Consider the following 22,992-nt stretch of genomic DNA (forward strand, 5'->3'; position numbering starts at 1 on the left):
TACCCCCGTCTTTCTTGTTTCATCCTATCGCCAAAATAAGTACTGTTGCATTATCCTGACTTTTAAAGCCTTTATCATTAATGGCGTCGATCATGGCATCCGCTGTTTCCTGCGGTGTTCCACCCTTGCGCATAATCTCTTCCAATTCAATCTCCGTCAGCGCCTCCTGAATGCCATCGCTGCACAACAGCACATGATCGCCCGAATACAGACGAATCGGTGCACTCCCCAGTTCCATGCTCTCAAAGCCCTCATAGCCCAAGTAGTTGACCAGTTGATTGCGCACTGGACTCGTTTTGGCTTCCTCCGAGGTCATTTGTCCAGCAAGCACTCGTTCCTCCAGCAGTGTTTCTGCTGTATGCTTGGAATTGACTGTTTGGAAATGACCATTACGGTAAATCGTAATCAGGCTGTCACCCACCGCTCCGTAATGCAGCTGATATCCGCACACAATGACCGCAGCCAGCGTCGTTCCTCCACCCTGTCCATTCAAATTTTGCAAAATGCCGCGATTGCTTTGAGTTGCCGCTTCTGCAAAATATCCGTTCAAATTCGTTGCATCTTCCAGCTTGGCAAATGCCTTTGTAAAAGTCGTCACAGCCAAGGTACTGGACATACGTCCATTGGCCAGTCCACTAATACCGTCTGCGACAACAGCCAGCGTACCGACAGGTGTCGTCATACTGGAGAAATAATCATCCTGCTCGCTTCGGCTCCCGACCGTTTGACCATTTCCGATTTCAATTCCACTTACGGTACGGCTGCCGGAACTTCGCGTCAGTCGTATACGGATCATGAGAAGAACAGCGAATAGTACCGCAGCTCCACTTACAACAAAATAAGGCTGCATATCGTTACCTCCCTGCACCATTGCCCAATTCCATCCTAGTTTTCGTTATCCCACTCAAAATGGGCGCCACACAGCGGGATAAAGATAAATTTGCTGTGTCCCAGCTGAATCACGTCATAGGCAGCCAGCTCTGCTGGTGAATATACCGCCTCGTTATTGTGGTACGCTAAACCTGATGAATCGCCTGGCAGCAAGTAAAAGTTGCGTTTCTTCGGATCATACACAATGACCGCATGATTTCTGCGAGAAATCGTGTTGTCCCCGATAATGCGGACATGCATTTCCTCTGCGCGTCCGATAAAGTTCTTCTCTGCCATAATGCGATAGTCCTGACCCACCTGTGCTCCTTCGATGCATACCAGCCATCCAGTTACCGGATGAATACCCACCGTCTCACCCAAATACGGCATTGTTTTGTCATTATCTCCCGCGACGTTTGTTTTCGCTGCTGGCTCCGCGCTCTTGGGTGCAGCTATATTTACTACCGTGTTGCAATAAGGACACGTATTTCCGTGCTTTCGTGTACTGAACATGTGTCCGTTCGGGCATCTTGTCAAACTCATAGTCGGTTCCTTCCCCCATTGTCATGATTGTCTTTTCAGCGATCTGAGGATTTTGCAGCATCCTCATCTATTTAACGAGCACCCTTGTATTGGCAATATATAACAAGTCACCTGAGTAAATCCGGTATGGCTCACCGCTTTCCAATTTCTTGGTTACACTTTCGTTGGCAGACCGCAAGCCTGTACCATTACCGGAATCCACATCTTCCACAAACCAGTCGCTGTTCACCCGGTTGAGTACCGCATGTTCCACACTTACCAGGGAGGCATAATCTGTACCTGCCAAATCAATATCCGCCTCCGAACGTGACGTCGTTTTGCCGATTAAGAGCGACGTTTCGCCTTCGATATACCATTCTTTAATGGACTCGCCCTCTTCATCAATCAACACCAGCTTGGCAATCCGCTGACGTTGTGCCCTTGACTTGGCCACAGGTACAACGGACACCAGATTGCGCAGTATGTATACAAGCACGCCGATTCCAATACCTGTCGCGACCACGGTTTTCAAACCGCTGTAGCCTGTACGATTAAACACATAAAAGGCGATCGCCAGCATCAGCCCGAACATGGCAACATCTATGATGAAAACCCATCTGTTCTGCGCCGTTTTCACTGCTTGCTTCCCCCATTTCTATCCTGAAATCATCATTTTTTACGAATACCAAAAAATTGGTTAAACATCGCTGAGGTATCCGTCGGATCACCGGATTTTTTCGTTTTTTTCCCTGGTGAGCCTTCCTTCGTTTTCGGATGAAAACCAAAAAATTGCTCAAAATCAGTTCCTATATCAGCCGGATTGAATCCTTTGGCTGCCGTACGCGCACCGCCGGAAGATGAAGCCCCTCTCCCTCTCTCTTGCTGTTTCCCGCCAGCTCCCTCGGTTTTTCGGATGAGCTCGGCATCGTATGCCTGCCGCAATGCTTCGTCACGCAATGTATTGTAAGCCTCGTGAATCAGCTTAAACTTGCGCGTTGCTTCCTCGCTTCCCTGGTTGGTATCAGGATGATACTTTTTGGCCAGTTTACGGTAAGCCTGCTTAATCTCTGCCTCCGAAGCATCCCGGCTGACACCGAGCAGCTCATAGTAGTTAGTCATTGTGTGATGTTCCCCTCTCCGAAAAAAATAAATATTAAGAGACCCGTAGGCCTCTTAATATTTATCCACCCTGCACTTATGTGCCGGGTGAGTGTGTGTTTAAGCTGCACTTAACGTGAAGACGTTAAGCTTAAACCGGATATCCGCCGTCGATTGTAGCCAGCTCGGTTTTGTCTTTCTTTTGTTTGATGTAGAGTGTAAATGCACCTACACCTTCTGTGTCGCCGAAGTGCTCGTTGTAGTCTACAACGAAAGCATTCGGGAAGTGGATTTTACGCACAACTTGATCAGCTGCGATAACTTCCAGTGTTACTTTACGGTAGCTGTCTGCTTTTTCAGCAGGAACCAGAGACCACAAAGCCAGTTTCAGCGTGTCATCCGCGCTGTCACCGTCTACTGCTGTGATGATTTTGCCGCTGATGCGCAGCGTGGAGCCTACGTCAGTGGAGCGTGCATTGGAATCGTCCGGTGTATCGGTGTCATAAATAACCGTTTGGATGTTATCCAAGCCCAGCTCAATTGTTTCTTGTCCTTCTACTTTCAATCTGAATCCCATGTGTGTTGCCTCCTTGAAATTAGGTAATATGATGGCGGAAGAAGCAGAGCTTCTTCGCGATTTATGTATAAAGGCGGTTCTGGAAAGAAACGCCTCTAACATCTTTCGTAGTGCTCGGATCATGATTTGACCGAGCTGGTTCCTTTAGTGATCATGACTTCCAGGTTCTTCACATTACCGTTGAAGACCAGGTCGATATGGCACATATTGCTTTTCTCATCAATAATGAAGCTCATATCGTCTCCGTCCTGAATGATCGAGTTAACAGATCCTCTGCTGCTCAGCCACTTGCTCTTCTGACTGCTCGGATTGTTACTGAAGAAACGGACGATATTTTCGTGTTTGAAGTCCCCTGTCTGGTAGCGCAAAATACGTTCAATATACGTGCTGACCAGCGTCTTGTAGATGGAGTCAAAACCGTCCTCGGACATCGCCATGCTTCTCGCCTTGTAGACGGTAATCCGGCGGATATCCTTATCCTGGATCTGTGCATTCTCCGACGAGAATACAAAGCCGAAGTTTTTACGGTTGATGGCATCCTTGATCGTGTTGGTGAAACCGGTGATCTCCTTGGCCATCGTCGTCACCGTGCGCAGACTGTTGTCTCCTGCTTCGATATCGAAGCGTACGCCAGGGAAGTTCTTATTGACCGTTTTGAACGTCTCACGCAGGTATTCAGGACACTGATAGGAAGCGACCAAGCCGGCGGCAACGTAGGCTGCACCTACATAAACGCCCTCGATCCACAGCTTGAGAATATCCTCTTTCTCCTTAGAGAGCTGTACACCATCTTCGGTCTGTAGCATTTTGCTGTCGATAATGACACCCGATTTGTCCTTCGGAATAATCGTAAAGTTCGGTACACAAGGAATTGCAAATTCGCTATATTCTCTGCGAACGAGACTGGCGCATTTATCGACATATTTATCGATGCCTGCTGTTGCCATACTGTTGAAAGTCGTTTCTTCACCGGATTCAAAATTAAAGAACATTTGAATTTTGTAATCTTTCACGACTTGCAGCAGCATCGAGAGCGATTCCATAGAATTTCCGCCCTGCTTAACAACTTTCTCGTTGCCCTTGAAGCGTTCACGTGAAACCTTTACCTTACCGCCCGCTTCCAGCTCGACGGATGGAACGATACCGAACCAGATCGTGTCGCTAAATTCATTCTTAGCATTCACAGTGTTCAGGTACGTTTCCAGGCGCGGGATATTGCTGCTTTTTACCAGCATGTCCAGCTTGTTGTTCGCCACCAGCATTGTCGGCAGCATGCCTTTGCTCTTCGTTGCATATTGATCGAAGAACATTTTGACACCGAGAATTTTTTCCACAAGCGGCTTAACCGCCTTTACGAAATCATCCTTGGCATTTTTATAGAACTCCAGATACGTGTTGTAGTTCTGAACCTCAACTGCTGTATCCACCTTGGTCTGAACAGCTGGCAGTGGCACAAACGTGCGAACTACCAAATCCTTCACATAATCAGAAGGCGTATCTGTGATAGAGTTATAATCTTCTTCGAATACTTGAGAGAGATCGCCAGTGCTGTTCTCATCCAACAACATCAGCTCAGTGCTGTCGCTCTTCGGCGCTTCAATAATTTTCAGTTCGCCGCTTTCCCCGATGGAGAGCATGCCCACCTGGATCAGTTCACCGGAGTTTTCCTCTTGGGCGCCACCGAGCAGAAGGCGGGTTTTGATGTCCTCAATTGCCAGTGGGAGCATAGCCATAACGTTGTTGTAGTTTTGACTCGCTTCCTCGAACATGCCATTCAGCTTGTCACCCATGTCAAGTTTCTTCGGGTCACCATCATCCAGCTTGTCGTATTCACCGTACATATAGTGAATTTCTTTGCGGACTTGGCGAATATCATCCATGACCTTTTTCGGTGAAATCATATCCAGCAGATTTTCAAATTTGAAATCTACATTAGTGATTCCTTGACTCCGCTTGGTATCGATGAGCGTAAACAACATTTTCAGAAAGTCATTACTTTGATTTACACGAATTTCAGAAATGCTATCCTCATCAATTCCCTCTGGCTTTTTAAGGGTGTAGACGACTTTTTGATTGGCCGCGTTAAAAAACGAATACACAGTCGGCGAAAACTTATCCAAAAATTCGTCAAAGCTGCGCACCAGAAGGTGCTGATTAATTTCCTTGATCTTCTCATCGCTCAAGCTGTCAATACCCTTCACATCACCTACAATGGTGATCAGGTCCAGCTTTTCCGGGTTAATCTCTTCAAAAAGCATTGTCCGGTTGGTTTGATAAATGATTTCCATCGCTGTCGGCAAATGAATAAAGTATGAGTTATAGGTCCATTGCTCCATATACGGACACGGGATGTCCAATTTGAAACGGACGAATACTCATTTTTAGTTCTTTTGCCTCCTCCCCCCTACTTAACATTTAAATTCGTCAAAGGATTGAGCTTATACCACATTTACGGTACAGGCATGTAACCTCGAAAATCGGTCCGAAGCGTTATTCGGCTTTTAACGGCAAAGCATGCAAATGAGATGTATTTCTAAAATCACAAAGTCAGATAACACAGAAATTTTAAATTTATGATTTCGTATTCCTAACTTCAATCCCAATTTTTGCCGTTGATACGAGAGCTATCATACAAAGCATTCTTCAGTTTTGTCAATTTCTGTAGTCTCAGATTGAAACAGGGCATTTTGACTCATTTTATGCGTGAATACGTAATTTTCATGATATGTTAGACCTGTTTCTTCAGGGAAATATTCACAAATGGAACTCAATTACCGATAGAAGTCCATTGGATATTTCTGATAAGCGTAAAAGAATCAAATTCATGGCTAATGTGAGGTTTATCAGCTGTTTTGATCCTTTATCCCTTATATCCCAAGGATTAGGAGAGTTGATCCCCCATGTTGGCCTCGGCGATGGAGGAGCTTATGTTCAGAATAAGGAAACTAGGAATTACCGTTTTCATGACTTTTGTACTATTTTTACAAATAGGCTTAAATGGGGGCATTTGCACTGTAAATCAGGCTAATGCAGCATCTTTAGGTGCTGTCCCGATCGAGGGTTATGATGCCGTTTTTGTATTGGATACCAGTTATTCCATGAGGGATACCGATCCTGAGGGCATTGCCGCGGAAGTCATCAATATGTTTATGGATTTGAGTGATGCAGACCGCACACGCGTCGGATTCGTTGCCTACAATCATCACGTGGTCGCCTCGAAACCACTCACTTCGATTGCCGTGGCAGCGCAAAAATCCCAGATCCAGCAGGAAATCAGAACACTTAACCGTTCCGGTTATACGGATTTGGGACTTGGGTTGCGCAAAGGCTCAGAGCTTCTAGCGGCAGGAGCATCCCAAGGGCGTCAGCCTTTTATGATTCTATTGTCAGATGGAGAGACTGATTTTGGTGCCTCCTCTGGTTCCCGATCCAAAGGTGACTCCAATAACGATGTATCCTCTGTCATCAAATCTGCACAGACCAAAGGATATCCGGTGTACACGATTGGTCTGAACCATGATGGCACAGTGAACCGACAAGAACTCGAACGGATCGCTTCTCAAACGGGTGGAGCTTCTTTTATTACGAGTAGTGCCGAGGATCTGCCGGAAATTCTGAACCGTATTTTCGCCAATCAAATTCGCTCCAAGCTCGTTCCAATTGCTGCAATTACGACCACTGGCGAGATGCAGGAATTAACTGTAACTCTACCTGATTCCAGTATGGAGGAAGCCAATCTGGTGCTTTTGTCGGAGCATCCCCTTCTGGAAACACAGCTATATTCCAATTCAGAAAATGTCCGCAGGTACAAGTCGAGCCGATATGCGATTTTAAAAATCGAGCATCCACAGGCAGGCAAAGTGAAGTTGAAACTACGGGGCATACGCGGGGATTTGGTGAAAATCAATTTACTTGGCAGCTACCGACTGGAAGCCGAAGCAACCATGGGAGGAAAGCAAGCATCAGCCACTCATGGCGACAAGCCTGTGCAGTTGCTGAAAGGTCAAGCCACACCGTTTCAAGCTCAGCTCCTGTTAGCCGACAGTCAAAAGCTTACGGATGAAGCCGTATATACGTCTCTCCAAGCCCATATTATTGTTACTCCAAAGGGGGGCACAGCCAAAAAGGTGCCTATGACCTATAAGTCAGGAGCCTTCCATACCGAATATGCGTTCCCTCAAACCGGGGATTATACATGGCAGCTATCTCTGGATAGTCCGCAATGGTACCGTAAGGGAACTGTACATAAAGTTCACGCGGCCAATGCAGCGCCACAGGTCTTAAAAGACCTGACGATTCACCTGGTGAAAGAAGACGGTGATTCCCGTCGAAGTGTTTCGGATTTTATTGTTGACCCGAATCATGACAAGCTGAACTATAAGTTGGATTCAGAATCCTCTGGGGATGCGATCCATGCTGAGATTAACGGTAATGATCTGCTGCTATCCGAGCTCCGCACAGGTGACTCTCAGCTAAAGATTACTGCCACCGATCCGGAAGGAGCATCCAGCAGCGCTACACTAACCGTTACCGTACAATCTCGGTATACAGCCATTAAATGGACAGTAGCCATCAGTATCGTGGTAGCCGCTCTTCTGTATTGGTTCTTGCGGCCGAAGCCGCAGTTTGCCGGAAGAATCGAAGGATATTTTCTCGCTACAGCAAGTGGGCAGGAGATTCCCGTAAAATCCTGGCCGCTCACCTCCTTTCCGGGTCGTAAGGTCAGCTTGCAGGAGTTGTTCCGTACGCTTGACGTTCACGAACCGTTGCCAGAAGCGGAACGGATCCTATTTTCCGCAGGTAAAAAAGGGAGCCTGATCGTGAAACATGATACACGCTGTGCCTTACAGCATGGAAAGATCAGATTAGCTCGCAACAAAAAAGCGGTCATGGAGTACAGTGACAAACTGTACATTACATTCGAGGATGGTGTCACTGAAATCGAGCTGCGATACAAAGCGATTAAACCGAATACTTCAGTGTACACCGACCATATCCAAGCTCCGACAGGATAATGTCGGTCACAACGTAAAAAAAGAGAAGCGCCGTCTCTTACGATTAACGAACCGTAAGAGTAGGGCGCTTCCCTTTTTTTATCCAATATTCCGCACGTAGTGCGGCTTTAAACCATCGAAGTGAGCGGCAGCGCTTGTTAGCCTGTACCTCCAGACCACGCCGAATGACATACGGCAGCAGAGAAAGTCCCGCATTTTCAATCTGAATCCGCTCAGCATGATCTGCAAACAATCGGCCTGGCACATCTGGCGGAGGTGTTCCTTTTCGGCAATAGTACAACGTGGCGGCCAAACTATAGATATCAGACACAGGCCCCTGCTGCGAACGATTAGAGTAAAATTCCAGCGGAGAATAGCCCGCCGTGGTGAAAATCGGATGCTCTTTGCCTTCAAAATGCACAGCCGAACCAAAATCAATCAGCTTGACGTTGCCATTTTCCCCAATCATAATGTTGCCCGGCTTAATATCCCGATGAATAATTCCTTTGTCATGAATGTACTCCATGGCATCAATTAAAGGTAGCAGCGTATGGTACAAAAAAGTGGGGTCATACGTTGGCGCAGCCTCTTCTTTCATCATTCGATCCAGTGTCTTGCCTGCACAGTATTCCATGACCAGATAGGCAGTTCCATTTTCCTCAAAGTGATCTATATAACCGACAATTCCCGGGTGACTTAACTCCTTCAACATTTGCCCTTCACGCAAAAAATAATGCATAAACTCCACGTATTTGGATTGCATAGAAGCACCGCAAGTGACCGTTTTTCGATCCATCCCCCGCAAAGCCAGTGCGTTCGGAAAAAATTCCTTCACAATGACCTTTTCTCGGTTATCCAACAGCCTTGCCGTATACACGATGGCCAGCTCACTGCGGGACAAGGCGCTTCGAATTTGATATGTATTTCGCAGCTTCGTATTGCGGGCAAGCAGATTCCCGCTTGTATCCACGATCATGACTCGTCCTCCTGTCAGGTTCTTAGCTTATGTCTTTTGTATATATCGGCTTATTACACATCTTTTTATTATACCGTAAAATAGATTATTGGAAAAACAAATAACCTGCCATAATCTCCCACAGAGAAATGATGACAGGTCTTTTGGCATTCATCTGGTCCTTTTTTCTCAAATCCTTTAACCCAGTTTTGTTCCGGGCTTCATGCTACGCACACTGTTCGTATTTTTCTTCCGTTCACTGCGCAGTTTGCCTTTACCTTGTTCCGGAGTGCGAATGGTGAGGGCAATTAGGAACGATACGACACACAGCACAGCAATCGTAGTAAAGGTAGGGATGAACCCGCCGAGCAAGGCTGCGATAAATGATCCCGCCAGCGCACCGAGGCCAAAGCCTTGATACACAATACCATAGTTTTTGCTTTGATTTTTCAGACCGAAGAAATCAGCTACGATGGCAGGAAAGACTGTAATGTTGCCGCCGAAGCAAAAAGCAATTCCTGCTACACAGGCAAAGAACAAACCATAATTCAGCGGTAATAGACTCAGCACTGTAACTGCAACCGCCGTTGTTAATAGAGCACCCGCTACTACTTTCAGACGACCTACTTTATCCGATAGCGCACCTAAAATGATCCGACCTGCCGTATTGAAAATAGCGACCATAGCGACCGCATTCGCGGCTGTTGCTACATCTAGGCCGGCCATCCGTACGCCGATATCTTTGACGACTCCAATCAGGTAGAGACCACTCATACAAGCGGTAAAGAACATGACGAACAGCAGGTATGCCTGCTTGGTGCGCAACATTTCTTTAACGGTGTAGTCCCGCTGTACGACCCCATTTTGTACCGAAGGCTTGTTCACGACTACAGCTTCTCTTACCAGGAAAGAACCACCCACAATCATGATCAGCACGATCATTCCCCAATATAAAAATGCTTGCGATACGCCAACGGACTGAATCAACGAACCATTAATATACTTGAATAAAAGACTGCCTGTTCCATATGCCCCAACCGAAATACCGGAAATAAGTCCTTTTTTCTCAGGAAACCATTTAATCAGATTCGAAAGTGATGTAATATATGCCGTTCCATCCGCAAATCCTACGACAATACCCGCCAAAATGTAAAGCAGGGACAGTGATGTTACCTGCGAACTGAGCATGAGTCCTGCTCCTAACACGACACCTGCACACAAAATCAAACGACGTAGTCCCCATTTATCCTGTAGTTTGCCTGCGAATAAAGTAGCAAATGCCAGTGCAAAACTGGTAATTGAAAATGTAATGGCAACCGAACTGAGGTTCCAGCCAAAGCGGTCCACCAACGGTTGATTAAATAAACTCCATGTGTAAATGGTTCCTAATCCCATTTGTACAATTATTGTTCCAAGTACGACAAGCCAACGATTTCCGCTGTTTGTTTTCATTTCAATCTCCTCTTTTCATTCCGGCTCTACAGCGTCAATTTGTGATTATGATAACCGGGAATCCAGTATGCTTTGCGCCTGAGGAGGAGCAAGTCTGTAAGGATTCTCTCTACATGGATTATTATAACCCTGCATGTTAGCCAGAAATCGTTTGAGGAATGAAATGCACATATAGCGGAATGAAATGCCTTTAAAGTCGCATAATTTGCCGAAATTCCTTGGCCTTGCTACGGCTTACCGGAATTTCAGCTTCTAGTCCACGCAAACGCAGGAGATACGTATGGTTAAACCAAGGTACAATTTCACGGATCTGCGACAGATTTACCGTGTACGATCGGTGACAGCGGAAAAAGTCCTGCTGTGGTAGCCTGGCATGAAATTCCGAAATGCTCATCGGCATCGTATATTCTTCATGTCTTGTAAAGACACGAGTCACCTTTTCCTGCGCACACGCATAGTAAATATCGTTCGCATCCGTTACAATAATTTTGTCATTTTTAAGCAGATTTATTCGACCCGGCGCAGCAACGGCACTGGCTTCAGCAGCTCGGGGTTGCGCCGTCTGGACAGGTTCCTGTATTGGAACGTTCTGCTGCTCATAAGCATTTTCCAGCTTACGCAGCATAGATGCGATCCGTTTTTCATCATAGGGTTTGAGGATGTAGTCGAACGCCTCCAGTTCAAAAGCCTGCGCCGCATGTTCTTTATAGGCGGTCGTAAAAATAATATAGGGCTTTTTGGCAAATTTGCTAATGTTCTGTGCCAGCAGCATCCCGTCCAATGAAGGAATATTAATGTCCAGAAAGATCGCGTCCGTCTCCTGATCTTGCAGAAACCGAAACACATCTAGCCCATCCTCGAAACTATCGGTCACCTCAATGTTGCTATGAGTCTGAATAAGATACTCCAGCTCTTCACGCGCCGGAAGTTCATCTTCTACAATTATGGCCTTCATGACTTCTCCTTTGGTATGTCAAAATAAACTTCGGTGCCCGGCTCATGCTTGAGAATAATAACTCCTTCGCCGTACATAAGCTTGAGTCGTCTGTGCACATTGTACAAGCCGATCTGTTTAGCCGGAACCCGATCATGATACAGGTTATCCACAACATCATCGCGTATACCCACCCCGGTATCTGCCACAGAAATACGCACCTTTTCTCCACGATCCTTTACAGAAATGGTTACTGTACCTGCCCCCTTTTTCTTGAGGATTCCATGATTAATCGCATTCTCAACCAGGGGCTGGATAATAAGGCTTGGAATACGCACAGACACCTCATCCATTACATACTCTACCTGAAGCCGGTTGCCGAAGCGTGCTTTTTCAATTTCTACGTAATCAGACACCTGCTGAAGCTCCTTATGAATTTCAATCAAATCATCATTCAGCTCCAAATTATAGCGCAGATAACCCGATAAATTAATGATCAGCTCTCGTGCCTTATCCGGCTTGGTGCGTGTCGTCGAGGCAATGGCGTTCAGCGCGTTGAACAGAAAATGAGGATTGATCTTAGTCTGGAGTGCCTTTAACTCGGCCTTATTCGCCGCTTCCTTAATTTGCTCCACACGCGATACTTCCATTAACGTGGAAATGATTTGAGACAAGCCAATCGCCATCGTCTGCAACGGGTACGTGATTTTATAAGCTTTGCGATAATAAATCTTCAACGTTCCGGTTACTTCTCCCCGCTCCTCTAACGGGATAATGAGCAGGGACTGGATTTGGGGTGTTTTATCGTCTGCAATATGATTGCGGATCGTGATTTTACCGCTGCGGATCGTCGATTTAGTCACATCGCTAATGATCTCATCTCCGATGTGATAACGCTCTTCGCCAAAACCTACATAGGCCAGCACATCTCTGGTATCCGTAATCGCCACCGCGTCTGCCTTGATGTCTTCTTTTATAATCGAGCAAATCGTATGCAAGGATTCGGTATTAATGGAGCGAAAATAAGGTAACGTCTTATTGGCAATATCCAGTGCCAGCTTGGCCTGTCTGGCCGCGATATTCTCCTTTTCCCCCTCCACACTCTGGATCAACAGAACGATTAAACCGATACTGACTTCTCCGATAATCATCGGTAGACCAATCTTGGAAACGATGTCCACTCCAAGGCTATGGGGTTGTGCCATCACCATAATGAGCAGCATCGTCAACGCTTCGCAGACCATACCTGCGGCGATACCGACCAGCCATCTCTTGGAACGATTGACCCGGCGGCCGATGTATCCTGACACCACACCTGCCAGAATACTCGTAATCAGACACGGAATCGAGGTCACTCCCCCGATATCAATCAGATAACGATGGATACCCGATATAATACCTGTAACGATCCCAACCCAGGGTCCAAACAAAATACCGCCTGCCATAATTGCTATGATTCGAACGTTAACAAGCGAACCTTCGACTTCAATCCCGGTGTAGGTGCCAAACAGCGCAAACGTGCAAAAAATCAATGTTAGTATGGCCAGCTCTGCCGGAGAATGACTGTTCTTTTGCAAGGTTTCCTTAAATCGGGGGATACGTGTAATAAAAAATAAACAAATCAGTAACAACGCTGCGCGCTCAAATAGCTGCATCAGCATTTCCAACAAGGCGTTCACCTGCGTTCCTCCCAAATAAAAACGAATATGCTTATGTTATCGTGTACGTCGTTCATACACACCATACCCAAGTATCATCAAGCCACATACGAATAAAATAATAACAAATATATTGTCAACAAAACTCGGCATATCAGGTTCTGACATAGAAATGCCCGAACTATTCAATTTAACAGGTACGGAATTCGCAGCCCATTGAATGACCGCTATAAAGCGCTCCATCGTATATATCACTCCGCTACCCAATAGGCTCAACACGCCGAATAACAAATATTTAAGCTCCATAAGAATTTATCCCCCCTTAGTTACAAAGCATTTAAACTGCCACAAATTATACCATCAACTTCCATCTAATTATAGCTTCTAGAAATCGCCTCTTCTTCATTTCCCTTCTTCAAACGCAGAAAAAAACCGGAGAGTACCGCTTGATAGCGATACTCCCCGGCTCTCTAGTCCGATGAAGAAGCTTGTCGGTTATTTGCTTTTGCTGATTTCGGTAGGACTGTTGTACTCCTTCTGATCATGTACCAGTTCTTTTAATTGGATAATCAACGCCTCTAGCTCACTAAACCCGGTCACCATATTGGAGGTTATATTTCGTTGTTCCTCTACTCCAGCCAAAATTTGTTCTGATGCTGCACTCGCCTGTTCCGTTACACTTGAAAATTCCGTCATCTCTTGAACAACCTGAGATGAATACTGCTGCATGCTATTCGTACTGTTTTCCACATCCACGGCCTGCATCAGCACTTTATTGGCGTTTTGCAGGATGTCTTCCAGTACAATTTCGGTCGAATGTGCCGATTCCATACTTTGCTGTAGCCTGTGCTGTCCCATGTCAAATTGGCTTACGACAGAATCCATCTGAGTTCTCAGTTGAGTCAAAATAGCTTCCATCGCCACCGAGGTGTTCCCTACCATTTCAGCCAAATTACGCACTTCGCCAGCTACGATGGCAAATCCTTTTCCATGCTCTCCCGCTCTGGCGGCCTCAATGGATGCATTCAAGGACAGCAAATTAGTTTGTTTCGAGATTTGAGTAATATCTTTAAGCATGGCAGACATGTTATCACTTTGTACTCTAAACTCGTCCAGTTCTTCTTTGGTACGACTCATGACTTGACCCAAATCCTTAATTTGAGACGTCAATGCAAGCAGTTGACTGCTCCCTCTGTCCCCGGCATTTTTCGTATCTTCGGAAAGCTGCTTCAGTTCTCGGGAATGATCAGCTACCTCTCGCACGTGCTGGTCAGATTGAGCCAAGTTATCCGTAACCTCGGTGATATTCGAAGCTTGCATTTCTACCCCTTTGGCAACCTCCTGAAATCCGATAGCGACTTCATTTGTCACGCTGCCCGTCGCATCTACTTGATTCCTGAATCGTTCTGTAAAGCTATGCAATCCAGCCACTGCTTGTCTAACTTGCTCAAACAGAAATTCAATTCGTTGCCTTGTAGCATCGATATCTTTATTTTGCTCTTCACTTTTCTTAAACTGCTTTTGATTTAACACCGATACCACTAACAGTAGCAAACCAATGAGTAAAACAATAATAAACTCATGCACATAGCGCAAAGAACCGGTAGCCGGGGGAATTGGGGGCGTACCGATTGTTATTTGCACAAATATATTACAGAGATTTAAGGTCATAGCTACCAGAAAATACCGGTAAGACGGATACAGCAAAAACAAAGAGCAAATTAATATGGTGGTCCCTACCTCGACGTTAGATAAGTTCAAAAATATACACATTAATACGCTAAAAAACGTAGTAATCCACGGAATAAGGCGGATTCCTTTCTTTTTCACATTCAGGATCGTTAAAACTGCCGCGACTACAAATCCTACACCATTAGATACCCACATCGAGGGATTAGATAATGCCGGGACGATGCCGCTCAAGGCCATAATCCAAAAAATAATGATCACCAATTTGTTTCTTTGCCACAACAATTCACTCGTTCTGTCCATGATTGTGTACGCGCTCCTTAGAATATATATTAGGTATTTATAAAATAAAAATGTAAATACCATACTTTATATATCGTCATATCAGAACACGTAGTGAATGAAAATCATGCAAACACTCCACATTCCCTTTAATCGTCAAATTACAACAGGACAACTCTTAAAGGGAAAGAGTATGTAATTGTAAATAAATGAATGCAAAGAATCGCCCCCCTGACAGGGAGCGATTTTGAATTCATTTTTGATGATCTTTGCAATTGGAAAAGGTTCATGTACCACTGATAATATTAGGATTCCTTGTTTTCAGAAGCCTCTTCAGCGCCTTCGGTTGCCGCTGCATCACCTTCCACAGCAGCATTTTCTACTTCAACTGCACGTGGAACGATAATAGAAGCAAGCAGTTCTTCTTCAGGGACGTGCAGTGTTACTCCTTTAGGGAGTTTCAAGTCGCTAGCGCTCAGCTTGTCGCCAACATCCAGCGCGGATACATCCACCTCAATGGTAGATGGCAAATCAGCCGGAAGACCTTCGACCTCAACTTCCGTTTCCTGAACTTGCAGAATACCGCCTGTTTTTGTACCTGCAGGTGTACCCTGATAATCAATAGAAACACGCACGCGAAGCGGTTTGTTTTTGGAGATTTTCAGAAAGTCGGCATGCAACCATTGGTTATCACGCTGTTGATAATCTTTAATAATAACTGGAATGGTTTCTCCACCCTCTACTGTGAGGTTAAACACCTCTGAACGTCCGGTTTTGACTACTTTATTAAATTCCTTGGCATCGACATGTACAGGGGTTCCTTCAAGCTCAGAGCCGTAAACCACAGCTGGAATCCGTCCTTTTAACCTCAATCCACGAATGGCCGAACCCTTCTTCTCTGTTCTCGGCTGGGCGGTCAGTTGAATACTTCCTCCATTAGAACTCATGATATACAACCTCCTTCAGGTTACCTTACAAATGATTTTCCTCCAAGAATCTTGCCTGTTTACCAGTCGTACTACAGGATGTAAGCCAGCTAGCTGGCAAAACTAAACAAGTCCATAATTCTATTTTACCCCTTTTTTCTGAAACTGACACACGTTTGCATAAAAAAATAGCATTTCTCGAAATGATCGAAAAATGCTATTTTTGTGTATATACGCAACCAAGCACGCAAGTCTAACCGGCCCGATTATCATTTACCAGTAACAAATATTCTTCTCTGCCACTATGAATCAGTACCTGCATCACAGACTGGTTCTGGTCTATATCAATATATCGATCTGCCTCAACATCCTTGGCATCCCAGTGATTAAGCCGGACAATGTAGCCAATTCGCTGTATATCAGGAGCCACCTGAATACGCGCTATTGCACGACCGTCATCCAAATCCCGAAATTCGACATGTCCGTCGCGATGCCCAGTTCCCCATACCCATACGTTCCAGCCAGTGTATTGCCGATCCGTACGCTCGTAGATCAGTTCAATCGTACGAAATGGAGCGACTTCATTATCGTTTCCAAGCTGCACATCTGTCAAAGCCATGGCTGTACCTGCAATTTCTTGATCTGTTCCCTCATCCGAGTCTTCCAATTCGTTCTCCGCCTGACGATTAGCCTGATCTTGTTCAGTCAAAAAGGAGACTCGTGCAGGTTCTTCCTGATCATATAACACCATCATTGACCAGCGCGATACAGTTACACGATGGCCTACGACTTCATACCGTGTCTCATTACCAGCCCCGTGTGCGTCCACGACCACATGCCAACGATCCGATTCCGCAGGCAATACTATCGTCTGCTCCGTATCCGAGCCGTTATAAATCACCACAATATGATTCCAGGCATCGCCGTTAGCATGGTGCCTCAAAGCAAAGGCCACCACATGCCCACTGCTTTGCAGCACTTCCATGTGCTGCTCCACCAGCTCACGTTGGTCCATTCGGAATGCTGGGTGGCTGCGTCGCAAAGCAATTAAGCCTTGGTAGTAATCAAACACGGGGCGAAACCTCGCCTTGTTATCCCAATGAATGGCATTGACCACATCTGAGCTCCGGTAACTATTGTGGTCTCCATATTTGGAGCGCAACAGTTCATCCCCTGCATGAATAAAAGGAATACCTTGAGATGTGAGTACCATGCCGTTGGCCAACAGGGACTTGCGCACGGTTTCGTCCTCTAGCAGGTTATTTTCATCCAGTTCCCCATACGGATCTGCTTCGGCAACAGCATGTTCAGGTGTCCTCCCATCCTGTGGCTTCCCCTGCTCCCATTGTGGAAAACGACAGTGCTCCCGCAAATGTCTTACCGTCAAAATTTTATCCCACAGATTGAGATTATCGTGGGCAGTTACATAATTGACGGTCTCCGATGGCTGAGCTGTGAAATCATGAATAGCCCCAAAAGCACCTTTGAGCACCTGCTCCTCCTGATGTTCTGCCCCCGTGGCAAACCCGCTTCCAGTACCGTCGCTATCCCCCTTAATAGCAGAACGGTAGTTGTCGTTAAAAACAGCAAAGCCTTTGTCCCGTTGTGTTCCTTTTAGCGTAAGCAAGGGTTGTGGAGATTTTCCTCCCGTCCAAGGCTCACCATAGATCAGCAGATCCGGACGCACTTCAGAGCGAAGTTCTTGCGTAAGCTGCACCACGGTTGGTGTATCAATCAGACCCATCAGATCAAATCGAAAGCCGTCTATATGATATTCCTCTGCCCAATAGCGTAGTGAATCCTTGATATACTTGCGCACCATCGGACGTTCGGTTGCCACCTCATTGCCTACACCTGATCCATTGGTGAGCTGCCCTTGTTCATCCGTGCGGTAATAATATCCAGGTACAACAGGCTCAAATGGCCCCTGTTCCACCGAATACGTATGGTTGTATACAACGTCCATAATGACACCGATGCCGGCAGAATGCAAAGACTGTACCAGCAGTTTCAGCTCTCGTATACGTGCCTCCGGATCAGCCGGATTGGAAGAATAAGACCCCTCCGGCACATTATAATGCTGGGGATCATAGCCCCAGTTATATTCAGTATCTAATTCCGCAAAGTCATTCACCGTATGAAAATCAGCTACTGGAAGCAAATGAACATGTGTAATGCCCAGTTCCAGCAGATGATCCAGCCCGATACTGTTCCCCTCAGGATCCTTCAATCCCGTATACGTAAAGGCCTCAAACCGTCCCTGAGCAGCAGATAAGCCTTTTTTCCCTGTATTAAAATAGGTATCCATCGAAAAATCACGCACATGAACCTCATAGAGAATGGCATCCGTCGGCCGCTTAAGGGTAGGCCCCGCATCCAATTCCCATCCATCCGGGTTGGTTTGAGCCAAATCAATGATCGCTGTACGTTGCCCGTTGGCTGATACCGCTGTGGCATATGGATCGGCAGCATAATGAACAGTGTTGTCCGCCCACTCCAGCCTGTACATGTAATAATATTTGTTCCAGTCACCTTCCAGCTCTATAGACCATACCCCTTGATCATCACGGATCATGAGAAATTCCTGACCCCCGCCGTGCTCCTGAACGTTCCCCTCCTGATCGTACGCCCCCGCATCGCTATACAACGCTATATGGACCTGCTTCGCAGTCGGGGCCCATACCTTGAACTTGCTGCCCGCAGGCGTATAAGTAAGACCCAAATCATAGCCTTCATATATGGGATATTTTGTGTGCTCAAGCTCTTTAAGCTGATTGAAATCTGACATTTCTGTTCACCACCCATTTCTGTACATCGGCTTACAGCCTCTGTTCATCCATCATTTATGATGTTTATGACTTGTCAATATACCTTAGGATTTTATAAAATCTTCACCTAATAGGCTAACAAAATAAGACAAGCTTGAAAAGCTGGATGATTTAAATAAGGATGACGCTTCCATTTCAACACACACTCCATTTTATGACAATACCATGAACAGGCTACAACTTTTGCCCTTAGGATATAACAATAGTTAGAAAAGTCAGGACAGTCTTCGATTATCCATTTGAAAAATATCATCAGCAATCCGCATGGTAGAACTCCGGTGAGAAACAAGGACAATCGTTTTATCTTGCTGTTGTTCCTTTAACGATTTTAAAATAATCGCCTCGTTCAGGCTGTCCAAATTGCTGGTAGGCTCGTCGAGCAGTAAGAGAGGAGCATTATGGACAAAGGCTCTGGCCAGCCCCAAGCGTTGGCGTTCTCCACCGGACAGCCTGTCCCCCAATTCTCCAACTCGGCTATCATACCCTTGAGGCAAGGTCATAATAAAATCGTGCACGGATGCCTTACGTGCTGCTTCCACCACCTGCTCATGTGTAGCATCAGGCTTTCCGATTTTGATATTAGTTGCAATGGAATCATCAAACAGGAACGTATGCTGGTCTACATAGCTCTGTAAGCCTCTCAAATGTCGGGTCCCAATTTCCTTCAAATCGTGTCCGGATAGCAAAATTTCACCTTGCTGCGGGTCCCTAAATCGCATCAGCAACTTTAGCAGTGTAGACTTGCCAGAGCCGCTTTTACCCTGAATGCCTAAAATCTGCTTATGCGGTATCATGAGACTTACATCATTCAGCACCGTTTGACCATCGTATGCAAAAGTCACCTTGTCTACTTGTGCCCCAGTAAAGGCGACACTCATTCCTTCGATATTTTCCTCTACCTCCGGGGTTTCCTCCAATAGACTCAACACTCGTTCCCCGCTCGCCAGCGTTTGAAGCAAATTGTTGGACAGATTGCTTAGTGCGATGACCGGACCAAATGAACTAAACAGGGCAATGACAGAAATCAGCATACCTGTAAAGTCAACCTGACCATTAGACATACCGTACAATCCAGCCAGCAGCATCAAGAATGAGAATCCAACTACAGCCGCATCTGTGATGGCTCTTGTGATGCCTTCATGATGCTTTAAGTCCTTCTGCTTGGCATCCAACTGATCCGTACGACGGTTAATCTCATTTAATCGTTGTTCCCCTTGCCCATATTGCACAATTTCCTTCATCCCACGTAAGCTGTCCAAAAAATAACTGCTCAGCTGGCCGAAGCTGCTCCGGTATTCCATCCCTTGGCGCTTGCCCATACGTGTCGTAAGTAGGGGAATAAACAAACCGACGGTTATGTAAGCAAGCGCAGCAAGCCAGCCTAGCAGAGGCTCATAAGAACCGATAAAAAACACCATGAGCAGTGAGGTGATGATGCCAATCATAACAGGAGCTATCGTATGCGCATAAAATACTTCCAGCAACTCAATATCACTTGTAATGAGTGAGATCAGATTTCCCTTGTCCTTGCCTTCCAATTTGGCTGGAGCGAGTCTTCGCAGGGCTTGAAGCATCTTGTCACGTAGTACAGCCAGCAGCTTGAAAGCGAGATAGTGACCACTCATTTGCTCGCCATAACGGAATACCCCGCGCAGTACGGCGCAAACCACGATCGTTGTCAGCAAAAACGATAGGGTGTAGCCTGTCGTGATGCCCGTTGCTGTAAGCAGAGCCAGGGCTCCAAACACTATAATGCCAATAGCACAAACAAAACCAAGCACTCCTGTAACAATCGTGATGAGCAGCACAGGTAAAAGAGGTCCCGCCAGTACCAATAATTGGCCCATGATCCGTAATCCGTGTCTACGCATATACAGCCCCTCCTTTTCCAAACTGCTCTACCCGGTGTTGACTGAGATACATCTCCGCATAATGCCCCTGCTGGCTCAACAGCTCATGGTGCGTCCCGGATTCTGCCACCAAACCGTTTTGCAGCACATAGATACAGTCGGATTGGACTACGTTTTCCAGTCTGTGAGAGATAAGAATCACTGTTTTTTGACCTGCCAGCGCATGTATAACCTCCATAATGCCTTCCTCACTTTCACTGTCAATGTTAGAGGTGGCCTCGTCAAAAATGTTGACACGACTATCATGTAGCAATGCTCTGGCTAGTGCTAGCCTCTGGCGCTGTCCTCCTGACAGATTGGCTCCCTGCTCTTCCAGTTCTGCTTCCAGACCTCCTTCTGAGAGGATAAAATCATACAGCTTCACTTGTCGCAAAGCTTCCAGCATGTGTTGCTCATCCGCGTGCTCATTGCCCATTTTTAAATTTGCTTCCACGGTGCCTTTAAAAATATAGCTGTTAAAACCGATCCAGGTCATATGACGCATGCGGCTTTCTTCCGAAATATCGGTAAGCTCGGTTCCTCCAATCGTCAGGCTTCCTCGATACCCCTCGTGATGCCCAACAATCAATCCGGCTACCGTACTTTTACCAGAGCCTGATTCCCCAACAATGGATACAAAGCTGCCCTGGGGAATATCCATGGATACATTTCGTAAGGTATCTCTTTCGTCGTAGGCGAAACTCACCTGTTCCAGACGAATATCTGTGGTTTCTATGCTTTTTTGTCCTTGGATAAGGTCCTCTGTGCTCAACATTTGGAATATTTTGTCACTTGCAGCCATTCCGTTCATGGCGATATGAAAGTAAGAACCCAGAAGACGCAGAGGAATAAAAAATTCTGCCGACAGCAAAACAATGATGATTGCTCCTGCCAAGCCAATTCGTCCAGAAGAATATTCGCTTACCGCGACCAGTACACCCGCAGCGGCACCACCAAATGCGATAAGATCCATAATGGCCACGGAGTTAAGCTGCATAGTCAGCACTTTCATCGTCATTTTGCGAAAATCTTCAGCTGCTGTGTTCATTTCCTGATGTTTATCCTGGTCTGTTCCGTACATTTTGAGCGTAGTCAGACCTTGCACATTCTCCAAAAAGCTGTGGCCCAAATTGACGTAACTACCCCAATATTTCCGAAAAAGCTTTTTAGCCATCCTCATAATGACAATGATCGACACTGGAATTAAGGGAACGCAGATCAATAGTATAATGGCTGCTTTGAAGCTGACAAAAGAGAGGGTAATGAATAACGTTACGGGGGCAAGCAGACTGTAAAATAGCTGAGGCATATATCTACCGAAATAGGTTTCAAGCTGCTCTACCCCTTCTACAGCAACCTGAATAACCCCCGAGGTGGAGGTATGATCTGTATATGCGGGCCCTATCTTCAGCAACTTGCTGTAAATTTGCGAGCGCAGCGTTTTTTTAGCATTTACCGAAGCACGATAGGATAACATACTGGCTGCATAATTGCTCAGGCAGCGAACTGCAATAGCAGCAATAACAATGACCGTCATAGATAGAATCAGCTTGCGAGTCACTTGTCCTTCCCATGCCTGCTGCATAACAAAGGCCATAGACAACACAGCGGCTATACTCCCCAAAAGACCGATCCACTGCACAAGCACACCCCATACGATATATTTTCGAGAATGTTCCACTAGACCGAGCAGACGGCTGTCGACCATTTTAGACTTTTTTTTTGGAGTAGGTGCAGGTGAAGATGATGGTGTTATTTTTGCTGCAGCGTTTCTCACTGTTCCGATTCGGAATATAAAGTAATAATATTTAAAAAGGATGACCAAGACGATGAGCGTTTTGCCCCACACATTAGGGGTGAAAATAAAGCCTATAATCAGCATCGTTGACGCTAAGCCCAATGTCGTGATTTTCGTAGACAGCTTCAACGACCTTGTTTGAACAAAACTCTCTAGATGCTTTTGGTACAGAGAGGTATTCGAAAACCACTGGTGAATCCTTTCGGACCCCCGCATAAAGAAAAAGGTCGCGAGCAGCAGAAACGGTGTAGTCGGTAGCAACGGTAGCACTACACCAATAACTCCAAGCGCTAAAAATAAAAACCCTAAGGTAATATAGATCGGTTTCACTATAATCCTCCCTAATAGTTATAATAGTAATGGTTTCATTTTATAGATAATGATAATCATTATCAATATAAACAATTTAAGCAGGTTGTTATGTGATGTAAATCACGCATATAAAAATCCTCTTGAAGCACATCTCTACAGAACACGCTAGTGTTGATGTGGATGCTTTGTCTTCAAGAGGATTATCGAA

17 protein-coding genes are annotated in these 22,992 nt (G+C 45.9%); 1 reads left to right on the plus strand and 16 read right to left on the minus strand.

All coding sequences use genetic code 11. From position 1 onward, the window contains the following. Window positions 1-19 precede the first annotated feature (19 nt). The 6 genes from NSS94_RS18040 to NSS94_RS18065 form a co-directional block, all read right to left on the minus strand. Complete coding sequence (locus NSS94_RS18040) at window positions 20-850, minus strand: PP2C family protein-serine/threonine phosphatase (protein ID WP_341039838.1); 831 nt, start codon at window positions 848-850, stop codon at window positions 20-22. 35 nt (window positions 851-885) lie between these two features. After that, window positions 886-1,413, minus strand: a complete 528-nt coding sequence (locus NSS94_RS18045) for an FHA domain-containing protein (protein WP_028542470.1) — start codon at window positions 1,411-1,413, stop codon at window positions 886-888. Between the two features lie 67 nt (window positions 1,414-1,480). Next, window positions 1,481-2,029, minus strand: coding sequence for an FHA domain-containing protein (locus NSS94_RS18050; RefSeq protein WP_029515681.1), 549 nt, complete (start codon window positions 2,027-2,029; stop codon window positions 1,481-1,483). A gap of 32 nt (window positions 2,030-2,061) precedes the next feature. Then, the gene (locus NSS94_RS18055; RefSeq protein WP_029515682.1) at window positions 2,062-2,511 is read right to left on the minus strand and encodes a J domain-containing protein; all 450 of its coding nucleotides are present in this window, start codon (window positions 2,509-2,511) and stop codon (window positions 2,062-2,064) included. A gap of 130 nt (window positions 2,512-2,641) precedes the next feature. Beyond that, the gene (locus NSS94_RS18060) at window positions 2,642-3,067 is read right to left on the minus strand and encodes a hypothetical protein (protein WP_013311475.1); all 426 of its coding nucleotides are present in this window, start codon (window positions 3,065-3,067) and stop codon (window positions 2,642-2,644) included. Window positions 3,068-3,186: 119 nt separating this feature from the next. Next, window positions 3,187-5,355, minus strand: coding sequence for a transcriptional regulator (locus NSS94_RS18065; protein WP_340957592.1), 2,169 nt, complete (start codon window positions 5,353-5,355; stop codon window positions 3,187-3,189). Between the two features lie 639 nt (window positions 5,356-5,994). On the opposite strand from NSS94_RS18065, the gene NSS94_RS18070 reads away from it, so the two are divergent. Beyond that, window positions 5,995-8,082, plus strand: coding sequence for a vWA domain-containing protein (locus tag NSS94_RS18070; RefSeq protein ID WP_341039840.1), 2,088 nt, complete (start codon window positions 5,995-5,997; stop codon window positions 8,080-8,082). A 43-nt stretch (window positions 8,083-8,125) separates the two neighbouring features. On the opposite strand, the gene NSS94_RS18075 is transcribed toward NSS94_RS18070, so the two are convergent. The 10 genes from NSS94_RS18075 to NSS94_RS18120 all read right to left on the minus strand — a co-directional run bounded on the left by NSS94_RS18075 (window position 8,126) and on the right by NSS94_RS18120 (window position 22,802). Continuing rightward, window positions 8,126-9,037, minus strand: coding sequence for a serine/threonine protein kinase (locus tag NSS94_RS18075; protein WP_029515684.1), 912 nt, complete (start codon window positions 9,035-9,037; stop codon window positions 8,126-8,128). Between the two features lie 177 nt (window positions 9,038-9,214). Then, window positions 9,215-10,468: an L-lactate MFS transporter gene (locus NSS94_RS18080; protein WP_341039842.1), complete on the minus strand. Its 1,254-nt coding sequence runs from the start codon at window positions 10,466-10,468 to the stop codon at window positions 9,215-9,217. A 190-nt stretch (window positions 10,469-10,658) separates the two neighbouring features. Continuing rightward, entirely contained in the window at window positions 10,659-11,423 is a 765-nt protein-coding gene (locus NSS94_RS18085) for a LytR/AlgR family response regulator transcription factor (RefSeq protein ID WP_322252129.1), read from the minus strand. Further along, window positions 11,420-13,081 (minus strand): sensor histidine kinase, encoded by a 1,662-nt coding sequence (locus tag NSS94_RS18090; RefSeq protein ID WP_341039847.1) that lies wholly within the window; start codon window positions 13,079-13,081, stop codon window positions 11,420-11,422. Before NSS94_RS18090 ends, NSS94_RS18085 begins: the two co-directional genes overlap by 4 nt. A gap of 36 nt (window positions 13,082-13,117) precedes the next feature. After that, window positions 13,118-13,366 (minus strand): hypothetical protein, encoded by a 249-nt coding sequence (locus NSS94_RS18095; protein ID WP_029515688.1) that lies wholly within the window; start codon window positions 13,364-13,366, stop codon window positions 13,118-13,120. Between the two features lie 189 nt (window positions 13,367-13,555). Further along, window positions 13,556-15,052 carry a methyl-accepting chemotaxis protein gene (locus NSS94_RS18100; protein ID WP_029515689.1) on the minus strand — a complete coding sequence of 499 codons (1,497 nt, stop codon included), beginning with the start codon at window positions 15,050-15,052 and terminating at the stop codon, window positions 13,556-13,558. A 284-nt stretch (window positions 15,053-15,336) separates the two neighbouring features. After that, window positions 15,337-15,978, minus strand: coding sequence for a 50S ribosomal protein L25 (locus NSS94_RS18105; RefSeq protein ID WP_029515690.1), 642 nt, complete (start codon window positions 15,976-15,978; stop codon window positions 15,337-15,339). A gap of 232 nt (window positions 15,979-16,210) precedes the next feature. Further along, a complete protein-coding gene (pulA, locus tag NSS94_RS18110) occupies window positions 16,211-18,745 on the minus strand; it encodes a type I pullulanase (RefSeq protein ID WP_341039849.1) in 2,535 nt (844 codons plus the stop codon). A gap of 255 nt (window positions 18,746-19,000) precedes the next feature. Beyond that, window positions 19,001-20,656, minus strand: coding sequence for an amino acid ABC transporter ATP-binding/permease protein (locus NSS94_RS18115; protein WP_341039851.1), 1,656 nt, complete (start codon window positions 20,654-20,656; stop codon window positions 19,001-19,003). Beyond that, window positions 20,649-22,802, minus strand: coding sequence for a DUF454 family protein (locus NSS94_RS18120; protein ID WP_341039852.1), 2,154 nt, complete (start codon window positions 22,800-22,802; stop codon window positions 20,649-20,651). The genes NSS94_RS18115 and NSS94_RS18120 overlap by 8 nt, the downstream gene beginning before the upstream one ends. Between the last annotated feature and the right edge of the window lie 190 nt (window positions 22,803-22,992).

The organism is Paenibacillus sp. FSL L8-0644, from assembly GCF_038008165.1.
Taxonomy (GTDB): Bacteria; Bacillota; Bacilli; order Paenibacillales; family Paenibacillaceae; genus Paenibacillus; species Paenibacillus polymyxa_D.

Bases quoted from the DNA above. Each gene is read 5' to 3' on its own strand.
- NSS94_RS18040 (WP_341039838.1), bottom strand. From the start codon at position 850: ATGCAGCCTTATTTTGTTGTAAGTGGAGCTGCGGTACTATTCGCTGTT.
- NSS94_RS18045 (WP_028542470.1), bottom strand. From the start codon at position 1,413: ATGAGTTTGACAAGATGCCCGAACGGACACATGTTCAGTACACGAAAG.
- NSS94_RS18055 (WP_029515682.1), bottom strand. From the start codon at position 2,511: ATGACTAACTACTATGAGCTGCTCGGTGTCAGCCGGGATGCTTCGGAG.
- NSS94_RS18060 (WP_013311475.1), bottom strand. From the start codon at position 3,067: ATGGGATTCAGATTGAAAGTAGAAGGACAAGAAACAATTGAGCTGGGC.
- NSS94_RS18065 (WP_340957592.1), bottom strand. From the start codon at position 5,355: ATGGAAATCATTTATCAAACCAACCGGACAATGCTTTTTGAAGAGATT.
- NSS94_RS18070 (WP_341039840.1), top strand. From the start codon at position 5,995: ATGTTCAGAATAAGGAAACTAGGAATTACCGTTTTCATGACTTTTGTA.
- NSS94_RS18075 (WP_029515684.1), bottom strand. From the start codon at position 9,037: ATGATCGTGGATACAAGCGGGAATCTGCTTGCCCGCAATACGAAGCTG.
- NSS94_RS18080 (WP_341039842.1), bottom strand. From the start codon at position 10,468: ATGAAAACAAACAGCGGAAATCGTTGGCTTGTCGTACTTGGAACAATA.
- NSS94_RS18085 (WP_322252129.1), bottom strand. From the start codon at position 11,423: ATGAAGGCCATAATTGTAGAAGATGAACTTCCGGCGCGTGAAGAGCTG.
- NSS94_RS18095 (WP_029515688.1), bottom strand. From the start codon at position 13,366: ATGGAGCTTAAATATTTGTTATTCGGCGTGTTGAGCCTATTGGGTAGC.
- NSS94_RS18100 (WP_029515689.1), bottom strand. From the start codon at position 15,052: ATGGACAGAACGAGTGAATTGTTGTGGCAAAGAAACAAATTGGTGATC.
- NSS94_RS18105 (WP_029515690.1), bottom strand. From the start codon at position 15,978: ATGAGTTCTAATGGAGGAAGTATTCAACTGACCGCCCAGCCGAGAACA.
- pulA (WP_341039849.1), bottom strand. From the start codon at position 18,745: ATGTCAGATTTCAATCAGCTTAAAGAGCTTGAGCACACAAAATATCCC.
- NSS94_RS18115 (WP_341039851.1), bottom strand. From the start codon at position 20,656: ATGCGTAGACACGGATTACGGATCATGGGCCAATTATTGGTACTGGCG.